Annotated in this window: 24 protein-coding genes; 6 read left to right on the top strand and 18 right to left on the bottom strand. The window is 57.5% G+C overall.

The genetic code is table 11. The features are described from left to right. The gene (prpB, locus tag G5179_RS01750; protein ID WP_019446406.1) at nucleotides 1-888 is read right to left on the bottom strand and encodes a methylisocitrate lyase; all 888 of its coding nucleotides are present in this window, start codon (nucleotides 886-888) and stop codon (nucleotides 1-3) included. A 147-nt stretch (nucleotides 889-1035) separates the two neighbouring features. Between prpB and G5179_RS01745 the strand changes: the two genes are divergently transcribed. The 4 genes from G5179_RS01745 (at nucleotide 1036) to rsmF (ending at nucleotide 6431) form a co-directional block, all read left to right on the top strand. Then, a complete protein-coding gene (locus G5179_RS01745) occupies nucleotides 1036-1662 on the top strand; it encodes a paraquat-inducible protein A (RefSeq protein ID WP_005333129.1) in 627 nt (208 codons plus the stop codon). Beyond that, complete coding sequence (locus G5179_RS01740) at nucleotides 1646-2248, top strand: paraquat-inducible protein A (protein WP_150995855.1); 603 nt, start codon at nucleotides 1646-1648, stop codon at nucleotides 2246-2248. Before G5179_RS01745 ends, G5179_RS01740 begins: the two co-directional genes overlap by 17 nt. Nucleotides 2249-2303: 55 nt before the next feature. Beyond that, nucleotides 2304-4856, top strand: coding sequence for an MlaD family protein (locus G5179_RS01735; RefSeq protein ID WP_421257746.1), 2553 nt, complete (start codon nucleotides 2304-2306; stop codon nucleotides 4854-4856). 144 nt (nucleotides 4857-5000) lie between these two features. Next, nucleotides 5001-6431: a 16S rRNA (cytosine(1407)-C(5))-methyltransferase RsmF gene (rsmF, locus tag G5179_RS01730; protein ID WP_421257745.1), complete on the top strand. Its 1431-nt coding sequence runs from the start codon at nucleotides 5001-5003 to the stop codon at nucleotides 6429-6431. 226 nt (nucleotides 6432-6657) lie between these two features. On the opposite strand, the gene G5179_RS01725 is transcribed toward rsmF, so the two are convergent. From G5179_RS01725 to yceD, 15 genes are all read right to left on the bottom strand, one after another. After that, the gene (locus tag G5179_RS01725; RefSeq protein ID WP_421257766.1) at nucleotides 6658-6930 is read right to left on the bottom strand and encodes a RepB family protein; all 273 of its coding nucleotides are present in this window, start codon (nucleotides 6928-6930) and stop codon (nucleotides 6658-6660) included. A gap of 173 nt (nucleotides 6931-7103) precedes the next feature. Next, nucleotides 7104-8045 carry a tyrosine-type recombinase/integrase gene (locus tag G5179_RS01720; RefSeq protein ID WP_421257744.1) on the bottom strand — a complete coding sequence of 314 codons (942 nt, stop codon included), beginning with the start codon at nucleotides 8043-8045 and terminating at the stop codon, nucleotides 7104-7106. A gap of 373 nt (nucleotides 8046-8418) precedes the next feature. Then, entirely contained in the window at nucleotides 8419-9198 is a 780-nt protein-coding gene (locus G5179_RS01715) for a TatD family hydrolase (RefSeq protein WP_421257743.1), read from the bottom strand. Between the two features lie 25 nt (nucleotides 9199-9223). Further along, nucleotides 9224-10171, bottom strand: a complete 948-nt coding sequence (gene holB, locus G5179_RS01710) for a DNA polymerase III subunit delta' (RefSeq protein ID WP_421257742.1) — start codon at nucleotides 10169-10171, stop codon at nucleotides 9224-9226. Continuing rightward, complete coding sequence (gene tmk / locus G5179_RS01705) at nucleotides 10156-10797, bottom strand: dTMP kinase (protein WP_107682947.1); 642 nt, start codon at nucleotides 10795-10797, stop codon at nucleotides 10156-10158. Before tmk ends, holB begins: the two co-directional genes overlap by 16 nt. Further along, nucleotides 10797-11798: an endolytic transglycosylase MltG gene (gene mltG, locus G5179_RS01700; RefSeq protein WP_162632596.1), complete on the bottom strand. Its 1002-nt coding sequence runs from the start codon at nucleotides 11796-11798 to the stop codon at nucleotides 10797-10799. Before mltG ends, tmk begins: the two co-directional genes overlap by 1 nt. After that, entirely contained in the window at nucleotides 11788-12594 is an 807-nt protein-coding gene (gene pabC, locus G5179_RS01695) for an aminodeoxychorismate lyase (protein ID WP_421257741.1), read from the bottom strand. The genes mltG and pabC overlap by 11 nt, the downstream gene beginning before the upstream one ends. 68 nt (nucleotides 12595-12662) lie before the next feature. Beyond that, nucleotides 12663-13904 (bottom strand): beta-ketoacyl-ACP synthase II, encoded by a 1242-nt coding sequence (gene fabF, locus G5179_RS01690; RefSeq protein ID WP_139459412.1) that lies wholly within the window; start codon nucleotides 13902-13904, stop codon nucleotides 12663-12665. 82 nt (nucleotides 13905-13986) lie between these two features. After that, a complete protein-coding gene (gene acpP, locus G5179_RS01685; protein ID WP_005300909.1) occupies nucleotides 13987-14223 on the bottom strand; it encodes an acyl carrier protein in 237 nt (78 codons plus the stop codon). A 158-nt stretch (nucleotides 14224-14381) separates the two neighbouring features. Then, nucleotides 14382-15116: a 3-oxoacyl-ACP reductase FabG gene (gene fabG / locus G5179_RS01680; RefSeq protein WP_005351850.1), complete on the bottom strand. Its 735-nt coding sequence runs from the start codon at nucleotides 15114-15116 to the stop codon at nucleotides 14382-14384. A gap of 13 nt (nucleotides 15117-15129) precedes the next feature. Continuing rightward, nucleotides 15130-16065: an ACP S-malonyltransferase gene (fabD, locus tag G5179_RS01675; RefSeq protein ID WP_421257765.1), complete on the bottom strand. Its 936-nt coding sequence runs from the start codon at nucleotides 16063-16065 to the stop codon at nucleotides 15130-15132. Between the two features lie 71 nt (nucleotides 16066-16136). Further along, the gene (locus G5179_RS01670) at nucleotides 16137-17096 is read right to left on the bottom strand and encodes a beta-ketoacyl-ACP synthase III (RefSeq protein WP_421257740.1); all 960 of its coding nucleotides are present in this window, start codon (nucleotides 17094-17096) and stop codon (nucleotides 16137-16139) included. A gap of 7 nt (nucleotides 17097-17103) precedes the next feature. Then, on the bottom strand, nucleotides 17104-18123 hold the full coding sequence (gene plsX, locus G5179_RS01665) for a phosphate acyltransferase PlsX (protein WP_005351844.1): 1020 nt from the start codon (nucleotides 18121-18123) through the stop codon (nucleotides 17104-17106). 9 nt (nucleotides 18124-18132) lie between these two features. Then, entirely contained in the window at nucleotides 18133-18300 is a 168-nt protein-coding gene (rpmF, locus tag G5179_RS01660) for a 50S ribosomal protein L32 (RefSeq protein WP_005300935.1), read from the bottom strand. Nucleotides 18301-18319: 19 nt separating this feature from the next. Next, nucleotides 18320-18841 (bottom strand): 23S rRNA accumulation protein YceD, encoded by a 522-nt coding sequence (gene yceD / locus G5179_RS01655; RefSeq protein ID WP_013723766.1) that lies wholly within the window; start codon nucleotides 18839-18841, stop codon nucleotides 18320-18322. A gap of 119 nt (nucleotides 18842-18960) precedes the next feature. On the opposite strand from yceD, the gene G5179_RS01650 reads away from it, so the two are divergent. Beyond that, nucleotides 18961-19542, top strand: a complete 582-nt coding sequence (locus tag G5179_RS01650; RefSeq protein WP_227342950.1) for a Maf family protein — start codon at nucleotides 18961-18963, stop codon at nucleotides 19540-19542. A gap of 100 nt (nucleotides 19543-19642) precedes the next feature. Here G5179_RS01650 and G5179_RS01645 read toward each other — a convergent pair whose 3' ends face one another. Together G5179_RS01645 and rluC are read right to left on the bottom strand one after the other, a co-directional pair. Next, nucleotides 19643-20305 carry an HAD-IA family hydrolase gene (locus tag G5179_RS01645; RefSeq protein ID WP_227343055.1) on the bottom strand — a complete coding sequence of 221 codons (663 nt, stop codon included), beginning with the start codon at nucleotides 20303-20305 and terminating at the stop codon, nucleotides 19643-19645. Further along, a complete protein-coding gene (rluC, locus tag G5179_RS01640) occupies nucleotides 20305-21249 on the bottom strand; it encodes a 23S rRNA pseudouridine(955/2504/2580) synthase RluC (RefSeq protein WP_421257739.1) in 945 nt (314 codons plus the stop codon). The genes G5179_RS01645 and rluC overlap by 1 nt, the downstream gene beginning before the upstream one ends. 413 nt (nucleotides 21250-21662) lie before the next feature. Here rluC and rne point away from each other — a divergent pair, with 413 nt between their 5' ends. Further along, complete coding sequence (gene rne / locus G5179_RS01635; protein ID WP_421257738.1) at nucleotides 21663-24746, top strand: ribonuclease E; 3084 nt, start codon at nucleotides 21663-21665, stop codon at nucleotides 24744-24746. Nucleotides 24747-24884: the final 138 nt, after the last annotated feature.

Here is a 24884-nt window from a genome sequence, read left to right as displayed (position 1 = left end):
CTATTCCTTGGCTGTAAACAGACGATCCAGTGTCTGCTCGTAGTGGTGATATCCGAGGAAGTCGTAGAGTGACTCCCGGGTCTGCATGGTCTCCACGACGGCCCTTTGATGGCCATCCTGGCGAATATGTTGATAGACGTTGAGGGCGGCCTGATTGGCGGCCCGGTTGGCACTCAAGGGGTAGAGCACCATGTCGACCCCGTGGGCGGCCAGTTGCTCTTTGTCAAACAGTTCGGTTTTGCCGAACTCGGTCATGTTGGCGAGGATCGGCACTTTGGCCGCCTGCTTGAACTGGTCGTACTGGGCCAGTTCGGTCACCGCCTCGGCGAAGATCATGTCGGCACCGGCGGCCACATAGGCGGCGGTGCGCTCAAGAGCAGACTCCATCCCCTCCACCGCCAGTGCATCGGTGCGGGCCATGATGACGAACTCGCTATTCTCGCGGGCATCCACCGCTGCCTTGATGCGATCGCACATCTCCTCCAGCGTGACCACCGCTTTGTTGGGACGGTGGCCGCAGCGCTTTTGGGCCACCTGATCTTCCATATGGACGGCGGCAACCCCGGCTCGCTCGAACGCGCGAATGGTGCGGGCGATATTGAATGCCCCGCCCCAGCCGGTGTCGATATCAACCAGAAGCGGCACACGGGTCGCCGCTGTGATCCGCTCGGCATCGATCAGCACGTCGTTGAGGGAGGTCATGCCGAGATCCGGCAAGCCGTAGGAGGCATTGGCCACTCCGGCGCCGGAGAGATAGAGGGCTTGAAAACCGCTGCGCTCGGCCATCAGCGCCATATAGGCATTGATGGTGCCGACGATCTGCAGGGGATGTTCATTGGCAAGGGCGGTGCGAAAGCGCAGGCCTGCCGAGGGGGACAAACTGGACATCATGACTCCTTTCACCTGTCTAGTCTGGCTATCTAATATCACGTTTACGTTAACGTCAATTATACTTTCGTAACATTCTGGCCGCAGGCAAGACAGGAAACCGGTTTTAGGGTAAATTTCACCAATTCCTTCAACAGGTTGAATTGTATGATGGAGCCCGGTTCCGTGATTGTCTGTCCGGCGTGCGACTTGCTGATCCAGCGCAAAGCACTGCCGCTGCGTCGCCATGCCCACTGCCCGCGTTGTCACCAACATCTCTATGGCCGTTATGCCTTTCGTCCCTCCCAGTTGATGGCCCTGACCATCACCGGATTTCTGCTGCTGCCCTCCGCATTTTTTGAGCCGCTGATCTATCTGCGGCTGGCTGGGGTCAACACCGATGCCGACCTGCTGCGCGGTATCCTGGTGCTGTTTGGCGAAGGTGAATGGTGGGTAGCCAGCCTGGTGCTCTGGTGCGCGGTGTTGGCGCCAGTGGGGTTGTTGGCGGGGATCTTTGCGCTGGCTTCGGGTCTGGCCAAACGTTGGCACATTCTTCCCGTCACCTTGAAGCTGGTCGAGGTGTTTCGCCACTGGGCCATGCTGGAGGTCTATATCGTCAGCTTGCTGGTTGCCCTGTTCAAACTGATCGACATCGCCGATGTGCGCCTCGGTGGCGGCTTGCTCAGTCTCGGTATTTTGATGCTGCTCAACATGACCCTGCTGATCCTGTTTGACCCCGCCCCCTACTGGGCGCGGATCCCGTTAAAGGAGCCGGAACATGACCAACGCCCGTGAGATGGGGCTCTGCCGCTGCCATACCTGCGGTCTGCTGGTGCGCTATCAAGCCGGGGCAGTCTGCCCCCGTTGCAGCAGCAAATTGCAGGTGCGCATCCCCCGCTCCCTCGCCTGGTCGTGGGGCTTGCTGGCGCTCGCCACCTTCATGTTGTTGCCTGCCAATCTGTTGCCCATAACCCATTTCTACAACAAGGGGTTACTGCAGTCAGATACCATCTTCAGCGGTATCATGATGCTCTATCGCAGCAAAATGAGTGGGATTGCCACCATAGTCCTCACCGCCAGCATACTGGTGCCAGTGGGCAAAATATTGGGGCTGGGCTGGATCTGCTGGCAGTTGCAGCGGGCCAAACCGGTGCGGCGCAAGCGCCAACTGGTGATGTATCGGGTGATCGATTTTATCGGTCGCTGGTCGATGCTGGACTTGTTCGTGATTTCGCTGATGGTGGCACTGGTCGATCGGGGTGTGCTGCTGAGTGTCCGCGCAGGCCCGGGGGCCACCGCCTTTGCCGGTGTGGTGGTGCTGACCATGATGTCGGCCCGCATGCTCGATACCCGTTTACTGTGGGACAAGGCGGCCCGTTGATGATTTCTCTGTTTTTGTCTGATGTGCTGTTTAATCCAGCCAATAAGGAGTCACTATGATCGGGGCTGAACCCGTCATCGAAAAGCGCCGCTGGTTATCGCCGGTCTGGCTGTTACCCCTGATAGCCCTGCTGCTGGCGGGTGGCTTTCTCTATCAGCAGGTATTGAGCCGTGGCCAGCTTATCCAGATCAACTTCGCCCAGGGCAACGGCATCTTGCCGGGTAAAACCCAGGTTCGTTATCAGGGGGTGGCCATCGGTGTGGTGCAAGAGCTGGAGCTGGCTGAAGATGGCCGCAAGATTGCGGTGATGGCCAAGATTGACAGCCGTGCCAGACCGCTGATCCGCAAGGGATCCGACTTCTGGCTGGTGAGCCCCAAGGCGTCGCTCACCGAGATCTCCGGCCTCGATACTCTGGTCTCCGGCAACTACATCAACCTGCAACCGGGGCGTGAAAGCAATCCGCTGGAGGAGACCTTCGATGCACTGGAGGGCCCTCCTCCCGGCTATCAGGCTCAGGGTCGCATGCTGCACCTGACCGCCGATTCGCTGGGATCGGTTGGGATTGGCGCTAAGCTCTATTTCCGCGGCATCGAGGTGGGCAGCGTCATCAATACCCGCCTGGGTCAAGACAACCAGAACGTCATTCTGGATCTGGTGATCGAGCCGCGTTTCGAACACCTGGTCAAAGCCGATACCCGCTTCTGGAATATCAGTGGCATCAAGGGCTCCTTCAGTCTGGCTGGCGTCAACGTGGAGGCCGGCAGCCTCACCTCCATTCTGAGCGGCGGCATTGCCTTTGACTCGCCCAAAGATTCACCGGAGCCGGAGAAGGGACAGACTTTCGTCCTCTACAAAGGGCTGGCGGAAGCGGCACGCGGTGCGCGTATCGACATTGCGGCTGGCGATCTTCCGGTCAAGGAGGGGATGCCCATCCTCTATGAGGGGATCGAGATTGGTCGTATCGACCCCATTCGCCTTACCGATAAAGGCCGGGTGGTGACGGCGCTGATCAACCCAGAACAGGCCTATCGCATTACCGACAAGAGTCAACTGGTGTGGGAGAGCGTCTCCCTCTCCGCGACCGGCGTGCAGCATGCAGATCGCCTGCTCTCCGGCCCGGCCATTCGCCTCGACTATGTAGCGGGCAAACCGGTACAGAAGATGACCCTGACCGATCGCGCGCCCCAGAGCGGCACCAAGGTGACGCTGCAGGCTGACGATCTGGCGGGGCTCAATCAGGATGCACCTGTCTGGTACAAGGGATTGCAGGTGGGCCGTATCAGCCAGCTCACCCTGGATGCGCGCGGCAATGCCAGCGTCGAGCTGGTGATGGCGCCGAACTATGGTCATCTGCTCAACCGTGCCCGCTTCTATCGCGCCACCCCGTTACAGATCGATGCCGATCTGAGCGGCATCAAAGTAGAAACCAGTCCGGCCAGTGCCTGGTTGGGGGGCGGGATCAAGCTGGTACAAGCCAGCAGTGGCGAGCGGATTAACCGTCTCTACCCGAGTCAGGAGCTGGCACTGCTCGGCACCCGTAATGCCAAGCCCCAGCGCTGGTTGCTCAAGGCAGATCAGGCCGATGGCATCGGCATTGGATCGCCTGTGCTCTATCTGGGGCTGGAAGCGGGCAAGGTCAAGCAGCTGCGCGCCGCCAAAGAGGGGGTCGAGATCGAGCTAGAAATTGATGGCGTATATGCTCCCCTCCTCGCCCAGCAACCCCAGTTTTGGAAAAAACCGGCCATCGACACCAAGGTGCGGGTCGATGGGGTGCAGGTCAAGGTGGGCAACCTCGGTACCCTGCTGCGCGGCGCCATCGAGTTCGACCGGCTGGCCAATGGCCGCAGCAGCCATCAACTGTTCGATTCCAGGGAGCAAGCCAAGGCCAAGGTGCGCCAGCTGTCACTGGTAGCAGATAGCAATCCGGGGCTCGGGATTGGCAGCCCGATCCGCTATCGCGGGGTCGATATCGGCAAAATTGAAGAGATCGAGCTGGAGCCGTCTCTGGGTCAGGTGATCTTCAAGGCAGAGCTCGATGGCCACTATGCCGAGCGCTTCCTGCAGTCCGGCGCCCGCTTTACTCTGGTGCAGGCCAAGCTGGGGCTGGGCGGTGTCGCTCACCTCGATACTCTGATCAAGGGGGCGTTTGTAGAAGCACAACCCGGTAAAGGCGCTGGCAAAGATCGCTTCCCCTTGAGTCAGGTCGGCCCGGTGGGTCTGGCCCTGACCCTCAAGAGCCCCTCCGTCAATGGCCTGAGCGTCGGCAGCCCGCTGCTGTTTCGCAAAATGGTGGTGGGCAGTGTCACCAAGGTGGCGCTGGCTCGGGATGGCAGCGAGGTGGTGATCGATGTCAACGTGGATCAGGAGTATGCCCATCTGGTGCGGGCCAACTCCCGTTTCTGGAATGTCTCTGGGGTCAAGGCGGATATCGGGCTGACCGGTGGCACTATCGAAGTGGAGACCGTGCAGAGCCTGCTGGCCGGCGGCATCGCCTTCAATACGCCGGAGAGAGAGATGGGGGCGACCGTCAAGGCGGGACACAGCTATCCGCTCTACGGCAAGGCCGAGAAAGAGTGGCTGGAGTGGAGTCCACGTATCCAGCCCTGATCTCTTCCCTTTGTATCTCATCCAAGCCCGGCACAGTGCCGGGCTTTTTTATATTCCGGTGCCTGTTGATAGGGGTCAGATTCAGAATATTCTTAGCTTTGTGGTAGGATATCGCCCCTCTTTTTCGGTCAACGAGACGGCACAGTGCACGACAACACCTTCCTTCCCGATTATTTTTTACGCCACATTGCGGCCATCATGCCGGCCCATCTCTCGATGGATGAGTTTGTGGCCAGTTGTCGACGTCCGCTGCGCCGCAGCATTCGGGTCAATACCTTGAAGATAGCCGTCTCGGATTTCGTCGCCCTGATGGAGCCACTGGGTTGGCAGCTCGACCCTGTGCCCTGGTGTGATACCGGCTTCTGGCTGACACGCAGCGATGAAACCGTCCCCCTTGGCAACACCGCCGAGCACTTGAGCGGGCTCTTCTACATTCAGGAAGCGAGCTCCATGCTGCCGGTGACGGCGCTCTTTGCCAGCGACAAGATCAAAGCGGATGGTATGTTGCTGGATGCGGCGGCGGCCCCCGGCTCCAAGACCACCCAGATAGCCGCCTTGATGAACAATCAGGGGATGTTGGTTGCCAACGAGTTTTCCAGCAGCCGGTTGAAAGTGCTCAGCGCCAATATCCAGCGCTGCGGCGTGACCAATGTGGGTATGACCCATTTTGATGCCAAGGTATTTGGCCAGTGGTTGCCTGAGACCTTCGATGCCATCCTGCTCGACGCCCCCTGCTCCGGTGAAGGTACGGTGCGCAAGGATGAAGATGCGCTTCGCAACTGGAGTATCGAGAGCATCGACGAGATCGCGACGGTGCAACAAGGGTTGCTGGAGAGCGCCTTCCATGCCTTGAAACCGGGTGGTGTGCTGGTCTACTCCACCTGTACCTTGAGTGAGCAGGAGAATCAGGCGGTCTGCCAATCCCTGCTGGACAAGTTTGGCGATGCCTTGAGTTTTGACTCGTTGGCTGACCTGTTCCCTCATGCAGAGCAAGCTTGTACATCCGAAGGATACCTGCACGTTTGGCCCCAAATCTTCGACAGTGAGGGATTTTTCGTCGCCAGATTGCGCAAGCATTACTCGGTGCCCAACACCATGTTCAAGCCGGGCAAGCTGGGTAAATTCCCCTTTGCGCCGCTTCCGGCCAAAGAGGCTGACCCTATGTTGCGTGAGATTGAAGCCAACTTCGGGGTGGCACTGCAGGGTCAACTGTTTGGCCGCAATGACGAGATCTGGCTCTTCCCCCAGCGGTTTGATCAGGTGCAGGGCAAGCTGCGCTTCGATCGCATCGGCATCAAGTTGGCCGAAACCTTCAAGAAAGGCTATCGCCTCACTCATGAGTGGGCTCTGGCCTATGGCGATAAAGCGAGCAAGGGTGTGGTCGAGCTGGATAGCGCCAATGCGCGGGAATTCATGATGGGTCGGGACGTCTGGCCAGAGCTGGCTGCTGGCGTTGGCGAGGTGATCGTCCGCTATCAGGGGCATACCCTGGGCATGGGGAAATGGGTGGGTAGTCGGGTCAAGAATGCCCTCCCCCGCGAGCTGGTGCGTGACAACAATCTGTTCAATACGTAGTGGGCCGTTCGGTGCATAAGCACTTGAACGAGTCTGAAATACCCACACTCTGGTTGAACTTTTATTCGGATCTTGAAAAGCCTCGAGCCTTGTCTAAGCTTAAGGCAATCCGAACACCAGTTAGCGCACGGCTCTGCAAGGAGCCAATTCCCCTATGCCAGGTACAAGGAATTCGTACCTGGCTTTTTTTATCTCTTCACGTATCGCTGTTACTTCACTCTTGGCTCTATTCAACAGTCTCTTCGAGCTGTGTGGAGACTCTGTTTTCAAACGGAGGTTCTCTACCCAGCTCATGTTGGTAGAGCATATCGATCGCCTGCTCGATGAGTGATGCCTGACTGTCTTCTAAATGAAGACCCAGAGCGGCCAATCGCTCGGCGTGGCGATTGCTGATCCAGCATTGCAGTCGGGTATGGGTCTCCTGCTTGCGTTTTACATGTTGGCGCTGCCGCTCGGCATTGTTTTGGGGCCCCGCCTCTTGCACTTCACGCCCTGTCATTTCTTGGCTCATATGTCCTTGCGATGTTCCATTTCCGGATTTGTTATCTCTCATCACATGCCATTATCCATAGGAAGATGGCCCTTCCACCTTGGGCTGCTGGCTGCACGGCAAATATATCATCAGATCAACAAGATATCATTTAACATAAAAAACGAAGTGACGCAGTTGTGTCAAAGCAAGCCATCAAGGGCATGATCGGAGAATTTGTGGGCGTCATCGAAGTACTCCTGCAGGGTTCGCATATCCTTGTGGCGCGTCACCTCGATGATCTTGTTCATCGGTTTGCCGGCAGTTACCGCCGAGGTGATAAATCCACGGCGCAGGCTATGGCCACTGACATAGAGATCGTCGATGGTTTGACCGGTTCGCCGCTTGATCATCAGATTGATGCCCTGGGGGCCTAGTGGTTCAGCCATCAGTTGCCCCCAGCGGTTCATGCGCCGAAATAGCGGCCCCTCGCTGATCCGGCTTTTGCTCAGCCAGTTTTGCAGTGCCGAGACGGGACAGTAGTGCTTGCCCGGGATTAAAGCTATCTCGGTTTCATGCAGCTGATGCTTGCTCGGTTTGAGGCGAAGACGGATCCCCTGCCCCACAAAATCGAGATCGCTCACCTCAATTCGGGCCGCTTCTGAACGGCGCAAGGCGCCACTGAACATCAGCAGTAGCAGGGTGTGATCACGCAAACCCGCGAGGTCACTGGTGTCGATGCCATCCAGCACCTGGGTCAAAGGCTGCAGCGTCAGGGCACCGGTTTTGCGCTTGCGGTTATCCCCCAACCTGACAATGCCGCGCATCATCTCCTTTATTTCGGGATGTTCGGTCGGCATCGGGTGAATGCCTTTCTGCTTGAAGGCATAACGGATCCCCGCCAGCCGTCTCACCAGGGTTGCTGGTTTTCGAGGCTCGCCATTACGCAGTTCTCCCTTCCCCTCCTCTTTATCCAGCCATACCCAGTCGGCCAATACGCCGTCGGCTTGATCAGCGAGAAAATTCATGATGTCGTGATGGGTCGTTTGCAGCGGATCCAGCCCGTGTAATTGACACCAGAAGACAAAAATACGGGTATCCGCCTGATAGGCATTGAGGGTGGAATCCGCTTTTGCACTGCGCAAAAAGCGGCGTGCCCGACTATTTAGCTGTGCATCGAAAACAGTCTGCAGTGACTGATGAGCCGGATTGGATAAGGATGGATATGCCACGGAACACTATGATTCATATGAATTTTGATAGGATCTTACAGGATCTTCCACACACATCAAGTATCGATAATGAATATTATCGATACTTAGAGCATCCTATTTTAATACCCATTGACCACGCTGAATAAAGGAAACATAGGAATATCATTCGACCCGGTTTAGCAAAAACGAAAAAGTAACATTTGCAGGAAGAAGTGAGAGATAATGAAGCTCGGTGTTGATATTCAGGTGGGTAATCAGCTTGGTATTTGAAAATTAAAAAGCCCCGAATAACGGGGCTTGGGGATTATTTTTTCGCCAGCTTGAACAGTTCAAAGAAATTCCGGCTGGTGGCTTCTGCCAATTCATTGAGCGGAATATGACGCAGGTCAGCAATAAACTGCGCAACGTCTCGCACAAAGGCGGGTTCGTTCTCCCTCCCCCGATGCGGTACGGGGGCAAGATAGGGCGAGTCGGTCTCGACCAGCAATCTGTCGAGGGGCAGAGCCTTGACCACCTCTTGCAGGGCGGACGCATTTTTGAAGGTGGCGATCCCGGAGATTGAGATATAGAACCCCATCGCCATCGCAGCTTGCGCCATTTCGAGGGATTCGGTGAAGCAGTGCAGCACACCGCCAACCTGATCAGCGCCCTCTTCAAGCATGATCTGCAAGGTATCTTGCTGGGCATCGCGGGTATGGATGATCAGCGGCTTGTTCAACGCGCGAGCAACCCGGATATGTTCGCGGAAAGAGGCTTGCTGCACCTCTTTGTTCTCGGGTGAGTAAAAGTAATCGAGACCGGTCTCACCGATGGCCACCACACGTGGATCGGCAGCTTGCTTGAACAGCAACTCGGCATCGACACCGGGTTCCTGATTGAGCGGGTGTACCCCGCAAGAGGCAAATACCTGGGGATAGGGAGCGATCGCCTCGAGCATGGTCGGGAACTGTGCCTGAGTCACACTGACACAGAGAAAATATCCCACGTCCAGTTTCGCGGCCTTTGCCAGTACATCAGCCATGCTTGTCTGCTTGCTGCCATAGCTAAGGCGATCGAGATGACAGTGGGAATCAACGAGTAACATATAAAACCTTTCTGCTTGTCGGTACTTATAACCAGCGACTGAGCCAGTTCATCAGATGGATGGTGGGATTGGAGAGCTGGCCCGGCTGGCATGCCGCTTTCAGGGCTACCAGATCTTGTTCTGCCTCCAGCAGTTTTTCGCTGGAGTGCTGCTCCGCCAACCGTTGACTCAAGATGGCCAGATCAGGCATGGCCAGCTGATGGTGACCGCATCCTGCCTGGGTTTTCAGGGCATCGCACAAGAAGAGCTGCAACCAGTGCAACCTGACCTGCGTCTCCTGACCAAGCTGGCTGCACAGTGCCGTCGCCTTGACCGGACTTTGACTCAGGGCGACAAACTGCTCCAGCAATTCGCGGCGAGTACCGTCCTGTTGCTGCTCGATATAGTCGAGTACCCGCAGCGGGGCCCCCTGACAGATCCGCACCTGAGCCAGAGTGGCCTGATGACCCTGCTCGGCCAACCAGCGTACTGTTTCCCCTTCCGCAGGCAACGGACAGACATGTTTGTGACAGCGACTGAGAATGGTGGGAAGCAACCGGGACACCTGGGAAGCGATCAGCAACAGCAAGCTGTCGCCGGCCGGCTCTTCCAGGGTTTTCAACAGGGCATTGGCTGCCGATTCGGTCATCCGCTCCGCATCAGGAATGATCACCACCTTGCCACGGCCGAGCTGGGCAGAGCTCTGCAGCCGGGTGCAAATCTCGCGAATGGCCTCGACCCCGATGGTCTTGCTGTCGCGCGTTATGGTGCCGAGATCCGGGTGGTTGCCCTTGTCAAACAGCTGGCAGGAGTGGCACTGACCACACGGTTCTCCACGATCCGGTTGTTGGCAAAGGTGCAAACGCGCCAGCCGCTCAGCCAGTTGCTCCTTGCCAAGACCGGGATCGCCCAGCAACAACCAGGCGTGGCCGAGACGACCGGACTGGGCCGTCTGGCTCAGGGCATGCCAGTCGGGGATCAGCCAGGGATACATAGCGGCTCGTTCGACAGATAGTGATCCAATGCACGCTCGATGGCAGCTTTGACCTGTTCCGGCGTTTGCGCCGCATCGATCACCACAATGGAATCATCCTTGGCGGCCAGTTCGAGATAACGAGTTCGGGTACGCTCGAAGAAGCTCAGTTGCTCCAGTTCGATGCGATCCAGCTCGCCACGATGGCGGGCGCGCTGCAAGCCAAGGGCGGGATCGATATCGAGATAGAGGGTGAGATCCGGCTTGAAGTTGCCGAGCACCGCCTGCTTGATGGCTCCGATAAGCTGGGCATCGATACCACGGCCGCCACCCTGATATGCCTGGGAGGAGAGATCGTGGCGATCTCCCACCACCCAGACACCGTTGGCCAGTGCCGGCTTAATGCGGGTCTCCACCAGTTGTACCCGGGAGGCGTACATCAGCAGCAGTTCCGCCTCGATGGTGAGGCGCTCGTCGTGCACCTCTTTGACGATGGCCCGCATCCGCTCGGCCAGTGGCGTACCACCCGGCTCGCGGGTGCACTCGATCCGGTTGATGCCGTGGCGCTGCAGATAGTCGGTCACATAACGCACGGCCGAGCTCTTCCCTGCCCCTTCCAATCCTTCGATCACAATAAATTTAGACATTAGGGTTTCTTCAATATGTATTCGCGAACCGCCCGATTATGTTCGTCGAGGGTCTTGGAGAAATAGTGGGCACCGCCCCCCTTGGCGACAAAATAGAGATAGTCGGTCGATTTGGGGTTAAGCGCAGCTTCGATGGAGGCCTTGCCCGGCATGGCAATAGGCGTGGGCGGCAGGCCGTCGATCACATAGGTGTTGTAGGGATTCTTGTCGGTCAGATCGCTGCGGCGAATGTTGCCATCGAAGCGATCCTTCACCCCGTAAATGACGGTGGGATCGGTTTGCAACTTCATGCCCAGACGCAGACGGTTGACGAATACGGAGGCGATCTGCGCCCGCTCGTCCGGCTGGCCGGTCTCTTTCTCGATGATGGAGGCCATGATCAGCGCCTCATAAGGGGTCTTGTAAGGCAGGTTGGCCTGACGTTTCTCCCAGCTCTGCTGCAGGAAAGTCTCCATATCCTGATGGGCGCGACGCAGGATCGAGAGATCGCTGGCATGGGTGGTATAGGCATAGGTTTCCGGCAGGAACCAACCCTCCAGCTTGCCATTCTCGATGCCGAGTTCCTGCGCCAGGTCGGCTTCGGATTGCTCGACGGTCAACCGCTCAAGGTATGGGGCGCTGGAGAGTTGCTTTTGCCAATCCTCGAAACGGGAACCTTCGACGAAGGTGAGGCTGAAGTGAAACTCCTTGCCCGATGCGAACAGGGAAAGGGTCTCCTTGAGAGGGGCCCCTTCCTTGATTTCATAGGTGCCCGATTTGATGGCCACCAGTTCGGGATGGCTGCGCAGCCAGAGCCGCACCGCCCAGGGGCTGGTTTCCCCCTCACCCAGTTCGGCGATCAGGCGCGCCGCATGGGCGCCCTTCTCCACCGTAAAGAGCCGGGTCGGCCCCTTGTTGGTGAGCGTCTCTACCTGTTGCCATTTGTAATGTACATAGCCCCCGGCAGCGGCTACCGTCAGTGCCGCCCCCGCGAGCAGGGTGTAAAGCCGATTAAACTTCAATGACCAAACGCTCCTGTAAACGGCGACTCAATACCGCTGGGGGATAATGGATATCCTCGATGCCATTGACCGGCACGACCCCCATCAGGGTATTGGTGAGCCACACCTCTTCCGCCTGCCATAGTGACTCCAGCGGAGCCTCTACCACACGCAACTCAATACTCATCTGTTTCAACATCGCCATCACCTGGCGGCGCATGATGCCATCGACACCACCGCGGGCGAGATCGGGCGTAAACACCGTCTTGCCCCGACGCCAAAACAGATTGGCACTGACCCCTTCAATGAGAAAACCGCGACTGTTAAGCACTATCCCTTCGACTGCATTTCGGCTGACAAGTTCGCTTTTTAGCAATACCTGCTCCAGACGATTCAAGGTTTTAAGCCCGGCCAGCATGGGGGCATCGCCGATCCGCTGGCGGCACACCACCATCTCGATCCCCTCCTGTTGCCACTGGCCATAGTGAGTGGGAAACGGCGCCAGAGTGACAATCCGGGTTGTGTGCTGACATCCGCTGCCGTCATAGCCCCGCCCCCCCTCGCCGCGGGTCAGGATCACCTTGGCCACGCATTGTGGTTGCTCGGCCACCATCTCTTCAACCTCCTGGGTCAAGAGCTCCCAGTCCGGTTCAACCAATCCCAGCCGGTTGTTGGCCAGCTGCAACCGTGCCAGATGGGCAGGCCACTGCAACACGCGACCCTCCCTGACCGCCATGGTGGTAAAGTGACCATCACCATAGGCCAGCCCCCGATCATGGGCCGAGATGGTATCAAGCTTCATTCCATTGATAAGCAAAGGGATCCCTCCGATAAAAAAGGCCCGATACCGGCAGTATCGGGCCTGTGTCTTTGCCCTGCGGCAAATTATACGCGTTTGAAGATCAGTGAGCCATTGGTGCCGCCAAAACCAAACGAGTTGGAAAGGGCGAACTCGAAGCTGCCTGGCTTGGCCACATGGGGTACCAGATCCAGATCGCACTCATCATCCGGGTTGTCGAGGTTGATGGTGGGCGGAGCCACCTGATCACGCAGGGCCAACACAGTGATGATCGCCTCGATGGCACCGGCGGCGCCAAGCAGGTGACCGGTCATTGACTTGGTAGAACTGATCATCAAAGATTTGGCGTGCTCACCAAACACCGACTTCATGCCACGCAGTTCAGCCACATCACCCAGCGGGGTGGAGGTACCGTGCGCGTTGATGTAACCAATCTGCTCGGGGGCAATGCCGGCATCCTTGATGGCATTTTTCATGGCGCGAGCACCACCGTTGCCATCTGCAGGAGGCGCAGTCATGTGGTACGCGTCACCGCTCATGCCAAAACCGACCAGCTCGGCGTAGATCTTGGCGCCACGGGCCTTGGCGTGTTCGTACTCTTCCAGCACCAGTACACCGGCACCGTCACCCAGCACGAAACCGTCGCGATCCTTATCCCACGGACGGCTCGCTTTTTGCGGCTCGTCGTTGCGGTTGGAGAGTGCCTTGGCGGCAGCAAACCCCCCCATCCCCATCGCGGTGGAGGCTTTCTCGGCGCCGCCAGCGACCATCACATCGGCATCACCGTAAGCTATCATCCGGCCAGCCATACCGATGGCATGGGTACCAGTGGTACAGGCGGTGGTCACAGCGATGTTCGGCCCTTGCAGACCTTTCATGATGGAAAGATGACCGGACACCATATTGATGATGGTGGACGGAACGAAGAAGGGACTGATCTTGCGTGGGCCGCCGTTGACCAAGCTTTCGTGGTTCTGTTCAATCAGACCCAGACCGCCGATACCGGAGCCAATGGCCACGCCGACACGTTCGGCATTCTCTTCATTGATGGTCAGGCCGGAATCATCCAGCGCCTGCATACCGGCCGCGATGCCGTATTGAATGAAGAGATCCATCTTGCGAGCGTCTTTACGGTTGATACCGTACTGCTCGGGATCGAAATCTTTGACCAGACCCGCGAAGCGGGTTGCAAACTCGCTGGCATCAAAGTGTTCGATAAGGGAAATACCGCTCTGCCCGTTGAGCAGTGCTTGCCAGCTGGATTCGGCAGTGTTACCCACCGGGGAAAGCATCCCCAAGCCGGTCACCACGACTCTGCGTTTTGACACTGAGGTAGTCTCCGAGAGGTGTTTTGAAAAGGAACAAATACAAAAGAAGCGGCCCTTGGGCCGCTTCTTTCAGAACAGGAACTTATTCCTGATTAGCGGTGATGTAGTCGATAGCCGCTTGAACAGTGGTGATCTTCTCGGCTTCTTCATCAGGAATTTCGGTATCGAATTCTTCTTCCAGCGCCATTACCAGTTCAACGGTATCCAAAGAGTCAGCGCCCAGGTCGTCGACGAAGGAGGCAGCGTTCTTAACGTCTTCCTCTTTAACACCCAGTTGTTCGATGATGATTTTCTTTACGCGTTCTTCGATGTTGCTCATGACCTGAATTTTCCTTTAAAAATACGCTATTTGCGTCTGGTTGGGGTAGTTTATTCAATTGACGTGAGTTTGCAAGTAGCTTGCCGCTGGTCAAACCACGATATGTGCCAAACTTCGGCGTACTATCGCAAATTTGAACAGATCTTACGACAAATTGATTACACCATGTACATCCCGCCATTAACATGCAGGGTTTCGCCGGTGATATAGGCTGCTTCATCAGAAGCCAAGAATACCACAGCTGCGGCAATTTCTTTTGGATCACCCAAACGGGCGGCAGGCACCTGACTCATGATGCCGGCACGTTGATCGTCATTCAGGGCACGGGTCATGTCGGTTTCGATGAAACCGGGGGCAACCGCGTTCACTGTGATACCACGGGATGCCACTTCCCGCGCCAACGATTTGGTAAAACCAACCAGACCGGCCTTGGCGGCAGCATAGTTGACCTGACCCGCATTGCCCATGGTTCCCACCACGGAGCCAATGCTGATGATGCGACCGTGACGTTTCTTCATCATGGCACGCAACACAGGTTTGCTCAGACGGTAAAGCGAGGTCAGATTGGTATCGATGATCTCGTTCCACTCGTCATCTTTCATCCGCATCAACAGGTTGTCACGGGTGATACCCGCGTTGTTGATCAGGATGTCGATGTCGCCAAAGCGCGCCTTGATGGCGGCGAAGACGGCTTCGATGGATTCCTGGCTGGTCACGTTCAGTGCCATGCCGCAACCATTGTCGCCCAGATAGGCGCTGATCGCCTCGGCACCGCTCTCGCTGGTCGCCGTACCGACCACTTTCGCGCCACGGGCCACGAATGTTTCGGCAATCGCACGGCCGATGCCACGACTGGCACCGGTCACCAACACAACCTTATCGGTAAAACTCATCACTTGCTCCTGTTTACTTGATCTGGGCCAGCGCCTGCTCGAAAGAGGCGGCATCGTTGGCGTGAATACCTTCCACGCGCTTGTCGATGCGCTTGGCGAGCCCGGTCAACACTTTGCCCGGTCCCATCTCGATCTCGAGGGGAACCCCCTCATTGGCCATCCGCTCGACAGTCTCGGTCCAACGAACCGGGCTGAACAGCTGACGTACCAGTGCTTGCTTGATGGCGGCCGGATCCTGTTCACAGGATACGTCGACATTATTGATGACCGCGATGGTTGGAACCTTGATCTCGATCCCGTCCAGCGCAGCTGCCAGTTTTTCTGCGGCAGGTTTCATCAGCGCGCAGTGAGACGGCACGGAGACCGGCAGCGGCAACGCACGCTTGGCGCCCGACTCTTTCATCAGCACGTTGGCTCGCTCAACGGCCTCTTTGTGACCGGCGATAACCACCTGGCCCGGGGAGTTGAAGTTGACCGGAGAGACCACCTGCCCTTGTGCCGCTTTTTCGCAGTTGGCGGCGATGGATTCGTTATCCAGACCGATGATGGCCGCCATGGCGCCGGTGCCTTCCGGTACCGCTTCCTGCATGGCCAGACCACGCAGCTCGACCAGTTTGACCGCATCGGCAAAATCGAGTGCACCGCTGCAAACCAGCGCGGAATACTCACCCAGGCTGTGACCCGCCATGACGGCAGGGGTTGCCCCACCCAGCTGTTGCCACAGGCGCCACAGGGCGACAGAGGCAGTCAGCAGTGCAGGCTGGGTGCGCCAGGTTTTGTTCAGATCTTCAACCGGACCATCCATCACCAGGGCAAACAGGTCATAACCCAGCACCTGACTCGCCTCGGCGAAGGTCTCCTTGATCACGGCATGTTGTTCGGCCAGCTCGGCCAGCATGCCAACGGACTGGGAACCTTGTCCCGGGAAGGCAATGGCAAATTGGGTCATCATTGATTCCTTTTAGATAAGACAAAAATGAAATCGGTGACGGGATGATGGAGACACCATCCCGCCGAAGATCAGAGGCGAACCAGCGCCGAGCCCCAGGCAAAACCGCCGCCAAAGGCCTCCAGCAGTACCAGCTGACCCGGTTTGATCCGGCCATCCCGAACCCCTTCATCGAAGGCGATGGGGACGGAAGCAGCGGAGGTATTGCCGTGTTTGTCGAGGGTCAACACCACCTTATCGAGGCTCATGCCGAGCTTCTTGGCAGTGGCGCTGATGATGCGGAAGTTGGCCTGATGTGGCACCAGCCAATCCAGCTCGCTCGGCTCGATGCCAGCAGCGGCCAACGTTTCGGTGACGATCTCGCTCAAACGGGTGACCGCGACCTTGAAGACATCGTTGCCCTTCATATACATGTAGGCTTCGAGCTCGGCACCCGGCATGCCGCGACGAGGGTGCGGCAGCTTGAGCAGCTCGCCATAACGGCCATCGGCATGAAGATGGGTAGAGAGAATGCCCGGCGTCTCGCTGGCACCGACAATCACAGCCCCTGCCCCATCACCAAACAGGATGATGGTGCCGCGATCTTGCGGATCGCACATGCGGGAGAGCACATCGGCCCCAACGACCAGCACATGGCGGGCTGCGCCGGATTTGACGAACTGATCGGCAATGGAGAGCGCATAAGTGAAGCCTGCGCAAGCAGCAGCCACGTCAAAGGCAGGAATGCCCGGAACGCCGAGCAGCCCCTGCAGCTCGCAGGCGGCAGCCGGGAAGGCATTTTCAGCACTGGTAGTGGCCAGCACTATCATATCGAGATCGGCAGCGGTCAGACCGGCTGCATCCAGGGCGCGCAGGGCGGCCTGGTAAGAGAGGGTGGCAACGGTTTCGTCAGCCCCGGCAATACGGCGCTCACGGATACCGGTACGTTCCACGATCCACTCATCACTGGTCTCAACCATCTGCTCGAGATCGGCGTTGGTACGCACTGAACTCGGCAGGTAGCTGCCAGTACCCAGAATTTTGCTATGCATAGAGTTCTTATAGATCCCTGTCAGAGAAGACAGCTTCAAGGCGATCTGCTATTTGCAGTGGAAGTTGATGTTTGGCCTCTTGTGCGGCCAGCAGGATCGCATTACACAGAGCGCGCCGTTCGGCCCGCCCATGACTTTTTACCACAATGCCGCGCAATCCTAACAGACTTGCTCCGTTATACTGGTCGGGGTTCAGGTAAGAAAAACGCCGTTTGAACATAAATCCGGCGATCCGGCCAAGAAAAGTGCGTTTCTTGCGGGGATATCCGGCCAGCTGGGCCATCATCCGCACCACCCCTTCTGCCGTCTTGAGGGCGACATTGCCGACAAAACCGTCGCAGACGATCACGTCGCTATCGCCGCTGAAGATACGATCCCCTTCGACGAACCCGACATAATTGAGTGCGTGGCACTGACGCAACAATTCGGCGCTGTGACGCACCAGATCGTTGCCCTTGATCTCCTCCTCGCCGATGTTGAGCAAGGCAACACGAGGTGACGCAATGCCTTCGACCTTTTCGGCCACGACGGAGCCCATCACCGCAAACTGCAGCAAGGTATCCGCATCGCAACTGACGTTGGCGCCTAGATCCAGCATCACGGTACGTTTGCCGCTCAATGTCGGCAGCGCCTTGATGAGGGCGGGTCTGTCTACCCCGGGCAAGGATTTGAGCACGCACTTGGCCATCGCCATCAACGCACCTGTGTTGCCAGCACTGACGCAAGCATCGGCCTCACCGGCTTTAACCAGATTGAGTACCACCCGCATGGAGGAGTCTTTCAGAGTACGCAGCGCCACGATCGGTTTATCGCCCATGCCAACCACCTGGGATGCATGTACGAAACGGACTCGGGGATGATTCAGCAAGCCATGTTGCTGCAGCAGAGAAGAGGTCTGGTGCTGGTCGCCGACCAGGATCAGTTTTAGCTGGGGTAAAAGAGACAGTGCCTGCACGGCGGCAGGCACTGTTTCCGAGGGGCCAATATCTCCCCCCATGATGTCTAGCGCGACAGTTTGCGTAGACAAAGGCAATCCTTAAGCGATTACCTTTTTACCGCGGTAGAAACCATCGGCAGTCACGTGGTGACGACGATGAATTTCGCCACTGGTCTGATCAACAGTCAGGGCAGCGGTGGTCAGCGCATCGTGGGAACGACGCATGCCACGCTTGGCACGGGTTTTACGGTTCTGTTGTACGGCCATTGTAGGCTAACTCCTAAATTCACTTACGTTTAAGCTCTTCAAGAACTGCAAAGGGATTCGGCCGCTCATCAGCAGGTTCGATTTCACCCCAGGTCATCTCCATGTTTCCTCTCGGGCATGCATCCAGAGAATGCATTGCAACTTGAGGCAACGAGAGGATGAGCTCATCCTCCAGGATTTGATGAAGATCTATCTCGCCGTTTTCGTCCAACTCAATGGGCTCATAAGCTTCCGGCAGTTCTTCCTCGTTTGTTCTTTCGAACAGCGGAGTGTAGATAAATTCAGCTTCACAGAGGTGTTCGAATGTCTCCCCGCAACGTTGGCAAACCAGGTCAACCTTGGCATGGGCAGTGCCTTTCATAACGGTCAACTTCTGGACATCTTTGCCAAAATGCAGTGATACATCGATATCACTCTGCAAGCCAGCGGTTGATTCCTCCAGCCTGGGCATCTGCGACTTTTCCACTATCCCGATGTAATCGAGCAGCTTCAAGGCACTACGGACTGGATCAACCTTAACGGGCAACTTCACCTTTTGCATAGGGCGCGAATAATATAGGTCCAACAACTGATAGTCAAAGGAAAAAGTCCTTACCGCCGATGATTTTAACGTTACAAGTCCCTAGAATGCCGGTACTCGCTTTCATCGGTAACTCGATTATGCCACAGAATCTGATCCTCGCCTCAACTTCTCGCTATCGCAAAGCCCTGCTGGAGAAGCTCGGACTCCCCTTTGAATGTGCCGCGCCCGATGTGGATGAGCAACCACTGGCTGGCGAATCCGCCGAGGCGCTGGTGGCCAGACTGGCTCGTGCCAAGGCTGATGCCATCGCCGGGCAACGTGATCACGGCTTGATCATCGGATCTGATCAGGTGTGTGTCTGCGATAATCACATCCTCGGCAAACCGGGCACCATAGACAATGCCATCGCCCAGCTGATGGCGGCCCAGGGGCGCTGCGTCACCTTTTACACCGGGCTGTGCGTACTTAACGCTGCAACCGGGGAGGCTCATCAGTTGGTGGAACCTTTCACCGTCCATTTTCGCAACCTCGATGAAGCCGCCATTCGCCGCTATGTAGAGGCAGAATTGCCCCTAGATTGTGCGGGCAGCTTCAAATGTGAAGGGATGGGGATCGTGCTGTTCAAGGGGCTGGAGGGGCGCGATCCTAACGCCTTGATCGGTCTACCACTGATCGGCCTGATCGAGCTGCTGGAGCGCCACGGTATTGCCCTGCCCTGATCGCGAACGAATAGATAAGCTAGATCGAGCATATAAAAAGCCCGGTCAATAGACCGGGCTTCTGTTATCAATCAGATCGACGTCTCTTAAAGAGAGGCGTCTATAACAGCCCGCGAAGAGCCGCCATAGAATCCACCACCGCCACTGGCCCGTGACGACTGAGGGCATCGCGGCTATCCACCCCCCAGGTGACACCAATACGCAGCATGGCGATCGCCTCGGCCATCGCCATATCGTGAACAGAGTCGCCGATCATTACCGCCTGCCGGGGTGACAGCCCCAGCTCGTCCAGGATCTGCTCAAGCATCAGCGGATCAGGCTTGGAGCGGGCCTCATCGGCCCCTCGGCTAGCCACAAACAACGGGCGTAGCCCGGTTTCATCCAATACCCGATCCAGCCCGCGGCGTGATTTCCCGGTCGCGACGGCCAGTTGCAGCCCTCGTGACCGCCAGTCATGCAGCAACTCCCCTGCCCCGGCAAACAACGGGCTGGGGGTGGCATCGTGCAGATAGTGATGACGATAGCGATCGATGAGTGCGGCAATCTGGCGCTCACCGCTGGTGGCGCCACTGCCACTGCATAAGGGGAACAGACGGGACATGGCGACATCGAGGCTCAATCCGATGATCTGCCGGATCTGGGCTGGTGCAGGTACCGCCAGCTCACAATCTCTGGCGGCCCCTTGCACACAGGCAACAATCCGGCCTACCGAATCCATCAGGGTGCCGTCCCAATCGAAAATGGCGAGCCGGATATCCTGCATCAACGTGGCAAGCCGTTGAGGAAGTTGTCGAGCTCAGGTGCCAGCGGCGCTTCTACCTGCATTTCGCGACCATCGGCCGGATGGGTGAAGCTGAGCTTCCAGGCATGCAAAAAGAGCCGTTTCAGACCTTGGCTGCGCATTTTATCGTCAAACGCCGCTTCACCGTACTTATCGTCACAGGCGATCGGGTGACCGGCATGCTGGGTGTGCACGCGGATCTGGTGGGTACGGCCAGTGATGGGGCTGCACTCGACCAGAGTCGCTTCGGCAAATTGACGCACGATACGGAACCGGGTTTCGGAGGGCTTGCCATCGGCACTGACCCGCACTACCCGTTCACCGGATTGCAGATCGTTTTTGCGCAGCGGCGCATTGACCACCTTGACGTGAGCCTGCCACTTGCCGCGTACCAGTGCCAGATACTGCTTGCGCATGGTCTTGACCCGCAACTGTTCATGCAGGCTGCGCAGGGCGCTGCGCTTCTTGGCAACCAGCAATACCCCAGAGGTGTCACGATCCAGTCGATGAACCAGTTCGAGGAAGCGGGCTTCCGGACGCAGTGCGCGTAGCCCTTCAATCACACCAAAGCTCAGGCCGCTGCCACCGTGTACGGCCATGCCGGAGGGCTTGTTCAACACGATCATGGCATCGTCTTCGAACAGGATCTGGCTCTCCAGACGCTGGATAACCCCGAGGTTGGCTGAAGGCAGCTCATTCTTCTCGGCAACGCGCACGGGGGGTACCCGCACCTCGTCACCTGCGCAGAGTTTGTACTCCGGTTTGATGCGCTTTTTGTTTACTCGCACTTCGCCTTTACGAAGGATGCGATAAATCAGGCTCTTGGGGACGCCCTTTAGCTGAGTCTTGAGAAAATTGTCGATGCGCTGCCCGTCATGCTCAGCTTCGATGGTGAGCAGCTGCACTTGTTGTTGTATCTGTGTCATGGCGCGGATTTTAACACTGCCCGCGCCCCTTGGCTGCATGGTTTGTTGAAAAATGGCGCCTTGCTATAAAAGAGGTTTAAATGGGATAATAAACAAGGTTTTGTCATTGTGTTCAAGCCTTGTACTAAGTGGCCAAAAAGTATGCCACCCAATCCCGAAACACCGTGTATACAAGAACATGACGGTTCCCGGGTGCGAGGTACAACGCATGGAGAACACAAACATCACCGTTTATTTGTCTCCATTTCGGCATCCTTATTCATTCCTTCTCGAGAAGTGATGACCAGAACGCCCTTAGTTTGCGCCTCATGCATACCCCAACCGGGAGGTTGCCCCAGTATGCTGAAGACCCGAGGCCGGCGCTGGCAGGACCCAGATGGAGGAAATCAAAATGACACAATAATGAGAACTCAATGAAAAGAATGCTTATCAACGCAACTCAAGAAGAGGAGTTGCGCGTAGCGCTGGTTGACGGACAACAGCTCTACGATTTGGATATTGAAAGTCCGGGACACGAGCAGAAGAAAGCGAACATTTACAAGGGTAAGATCACCCGCGTAGAACCCAGCCTTGAAGCTGCTTTTGTCGACTACGGCGCCGAGCGCCACGGTTTCCTGCCGTTGAAGGAGATCGCCCGCAATTACTTCCCCTCCGGTTACTCCTATCAGGGTCGTCCCAACATCAAAGAAGTGGTCCGCGAAGGTCAGGAAGTTATCGTCCAGATCGACAAGGAAGAGCGAGGCACCAAGGGTGCAGCCCTCACCACCTTTATCAGCCTGGCAGGTAGCTACCTGGTACTGATGCCCAACAACCCCCGTGCCGGTGGTATCTCCCGCCGCATCGAGGGTGATGAGCGGACTGAACTGAAAGAAGCCCTGAGTGGATTGACCGTGCCGGAAGGCATGGGGCTAATCGTGCGTACCGCTGGTGTGGGCAAGTCTCCGGAAGAGTTGGAATGGGATTTGAACGTTCTGCTCAACCACTGGGACTCCATCCACAAGGCCTCTCAGGAGCGCGCTGCGCCGGTGCTGATCCACCAGGAAAGCAACGTCATCGTGCGTGCCATCCGTGACTACCTGCGTCGCGATGTGGGCGAGATTTTGATCGACAATCCGGTGATTTTCGAACGCGCCAAGGCCCATATCGAGCTGGTACGTCCCGATTTCCTCAACCGCGTGAAGCTGTACAAGGGTGAAGTTGCCCTGTTCAACCACTTCCAGATTGAGAGCCAGATCGAATCAGCCTTCCAGCGTGAAGTGCGCCTCCCTTCCGGTGGCAGCATCGTTATCGATCCGACCGAAGCGCTGACCTCCATCGATATCAACTCCTCCCGCGCCACCAAGGGCGGCGATATCGAAGAGACTGCGCTGCAAACCAACCTGGAAGCGGCCGACGAAATTGCCCGTCAATTGCGTCTGCGCGACCTGGGTGGCCTGATCGTTATCGACTTCATCGACATGACGCCGGTTCGCCATCAGCGCGAAGTGGAAAACCGTCTGCGTGAAGCAGTTCATCAGGATCGTGCCCGCATCCAGCTGGGCCGGATCTCCCGTTTCGGTCTGCTGGAGATGTCTCGCCAGCGTCTGCGCCCCTCCCTCAACGAATCCAGCAGCCACATCTGCCCCCGTTGCCAGGGTCAAGGCGTGATCCGTGACAACGAATCTCTCGCCTTATCCATCCTGCGTCTCATCGAAGAAGAGGCCATGAAGGACAACACCGAGCAGGTTCACGGTCAGGTGCCGGTAGATGTTGCCGCCTATCTGCTTAACGAGAAGCGTGCCGCCATCGCCAGTCTGGAACAGCGCAATGATGTGCGTGTTTACATCATTCCGAACCAGCATCTGGAAACCCCGCACTACGAAGTGACTCGCATTCGTCAGAACGAGATCCCGGAAGCGGCCAGCTACGAGCTGAAAACCGAGATTGCCAAGCCGGTCTACCAACCGAAACAAGCTCAGGTGATCGAGCGCGAGCAACCGCTGCTGCAAGGCTTTGCCCAACCGGCACAACCGGCCCCTGTTGCACCGCAACAGCAAGCGGCTCCCGTTGCTGCGGCCCCTGCCGAAGCCGGTTTCTTCAGCAAGCTGATCAAAGGCATTACCGGCCTGTTCAGCAGCGATGCAGCCCCTGCCGACGTGAAAGCGCCCGCCGAGAAACCTGCTGCTCGTGAAGCACGCAAGGATGAAGGTCAACGTCACCAGCGCGAAGAAGGTCGTGGCCGTGGTCAGCGTCCTCGTCGTGACGACAATCGTGGCAACCGCAACAATGCGGAAGCTGGCGAGAAGCGTGAAGGTGGCAACCGCGAAGCCGGTGAAAACCGCAATCGCCGTCCCCGCAAAGAGCGCGAGCCTCGTCAGGAGCGTGAAGCCCGTGGTGAGGGGCGTAGCGAACAGCGCATGGAACGTGAACCCCGTCAGGAGCGCGAACCTCGCGAGCCGCGCCAGGAACGTGCGCCACGTCCAGCCCGTGAACCTCGTGCTCCCCGTGAGCCGCGCGCCGAAGTCGTTGTTGACGCAGTAGATACTGTCGATGCAGCTGCTGCCCAGCCACGCCAGGAGAAAGAGCAGAAAGTAGCCGAGCGCCGCGAACGTCGTCAACTGCGCAAGCAGATCCGCGTCGATGTCGCCGCTGCTGACATCCCTGCCCTGCCGGTTGACGAAGTACCAGCGCAAGCTGACGTGATCGATGCCACCGTGGGTAACGAGCAGGAAGAGCAGAGTGAAGGCCAGCGCCGTTCACGCCGCACTCCGCGTAGCCAGCGTATCGAAGGTCAGCGCCGCAAGCGCATCAACGAAGATGCCCGCAGCCAACGTGACGAAGAACAGCAAGATACCACAACTCTGACCACCGCAGCCCAGGCAGATATTGCCAAAGCACAGGTTGAAGAGCCGGTAGTGCCTGTTGTTACCATCCCGAGCGCTGAAGCCGTCGCTGCTGCCCTGCAAGCCTCTGCTGCACTGACCGAGCATGTGGTTGTCGAAGCCGTTGCTGAAGAAGCTGCCGAGCAGGCTGCTGCCCAGGTCGAAGCAACTCAAGCCGATGTGGCTGCCAGCCCGGTTGTTGCAGCTGTCGCAGAAGTCGTGGTTGCAGCAGAGCCGGAAGTTGCCGTTGTCGCCGCGCCGGTTGCCGACATGGCTGCCACTGAAGTCGTTGAAACTGCTCCGGTTGTTGAAGAAACCCCTGCTGTCAGCACTCCTGTCGTGGAAGCTGTACCGGCTGCAGTCGAAATACCAGTTGCAGCCCCGGCACCTGTCGCTGCGGTTGTGGTGGAAGAGACTTCGGTCGTGACCAAACAGGTAGCTCACGGTGCTGGCCTGCTGGCTCGTGCCCGCAAAGCATCCGCGCCGATGGCAACCCCCGCCGAAGCCCCTGCCCTGCCTGCTCGTGAGCCGGTTAACTACCCGCCGCTGGTACGCAACGAAGTGAGCACATCAGGTCGTCACGGTGGCAGCACTGCCGCCGTCAACGTGGCCACCTGCCCGGCCGGCCGCCCCTGATATCCACCGGTAACGACTAAATCGAGAGCCACACCATTGTGTGGCTCTTTTTTTATCTTCATGACATAGATTGCTCGAGCTTCATCGATAAGGAGTTTGGATGAGGAACCTAATGCAAATATCCTCTTGAACACCCGA

It is taken from the genome of Aeromonas sp. 600886 (assembly GCF_049174935.1).
Lineage (GTDB): Bacteria > Pseudomonadota > Gammaproteobacteria > Enterobacterales > Aeromonadaceae > Aeromonas > Aeromonas veronii_A.
Note: the sequence above shows the minus strand (reverse complement) of the source record. Positions and strands in the feature narration are given on the sequence as shown.

Coding starts and splice junctions, on each gene's coding strand:
- prpB (WP_019446406.1), bottom strand. CDS start 888: ATGTCCAGTTTGTCCCCCTCGGCAGGCCTGCGCTTTCGCACCGCCCTT.
- G5179_RS01745 (WP_005333129.1), top strand. CDS start 1,036: ATGATGGAGCCCGGTTCCGTGATTGTCTGTCCGGCGTGCGACTTGCTG.
- G5179_RS01740 (WP_150995855.1), top strand. CDS start 1,646: ATGACCAACGCCCGTGAGATGGGGCTCTGCCGCTGCCATACCTGCGGT.
- G5179_RS01735 (WP_421257746.1), top strand. CDS start 2,304: ATGATCGGGGCTGAACCCGTCATCGAAAAGCGCCGCTGGTTATCGCCG.
- G5179_RS01725 (WP_421257766.1), bottom strand. CDS start 6,930: ATGACAGGGCGTGAAGTGCAAGAGGCGGGGCCCCAAAACAATGCCGAG.
- G5179_RS01715 (WP_421257743.1), bottom strand. CDS start 9,198: ATGTTACTCGTTGATTCCCACTGTCATCTCGATCGCCTTAGCTATGGC.
- holB (WP_421257742.1), bottom strand. CDS start 10,171: ATGTATCCCTGGCTGATCCCCGACTGGCATGCCCTGAGCCAGACGGCC.
- tmk (WP_107682947.1), bottom strand. CDS start 10,797: ATGTCTAAATTTATTGTGATCGAAGGATTGGAAGGGGCAGGGAAGAGC.
- acpP (WP_005300909.1), bottom strand. CDS start 14,223: ATGAGCAACATCGAAGAACGCGTAAAGAAAATCATCATCGAACAACTG.
- fabG (WP_005351850.1), bottom strand. CDS start 15,116: ATGAGTTTTACCGATAAGGTTGTGTTGGTGACCGGTGCCAGTCGTGGC.
- fabD (WP_421257765.1), bottom strand. CDS start 16,065: ATGACCCAATTTGCCATTGCCTTCCCGGGACAAGGTTCCCAGTCCGTT.
- G5179_RS01670 (WP_421257740.1), bottom strand. CDS start 17,096: ATGCATAGCAAAATTCTGGGTACTGGCAGCTACCTGCCGAGTTCAGTG.
- rpmF (WP_005300935.1), bottom strand. CDS start 18,300: ATGGCCGTACAACAGAACCGTAAAACCCGTGCCAAGCGTGGCATGCGT.
- yceD (WP_013723766.1), bottom strand. CDS start 18,841: ATGCAAAAGGTGAAGTTGCCCGTTAAGGTTGATCCAGTCCGTAGTGCC.
- G5179_RS01650 (WP_227342950.1), top strand. CDS start 18,961: ATGCCACAGAATCTGATCCTCGCCTCAACTTCTCGCTATCGCAAAGCC.
- G5179_RS01645 (WP_227343055.1), bottom strand. CDS start 20,305: ATGCAGGATATCCGGCTCGCCATTTTCGATTGGGACGGCACCCTGATG.
- rluC (WP_421257739.1), bottom strand. CDS start 21,249: ATGACACAGATACAACAACAAGTGCAGCTGCTCACCATCGAAGCTGAG.
- rne (WP_421257738.1), top strand. CDS start 21,663: ATGAAAAGAATGCTTATCAACGCAACTCAAGAAGAGGAGTTGCGCGTA.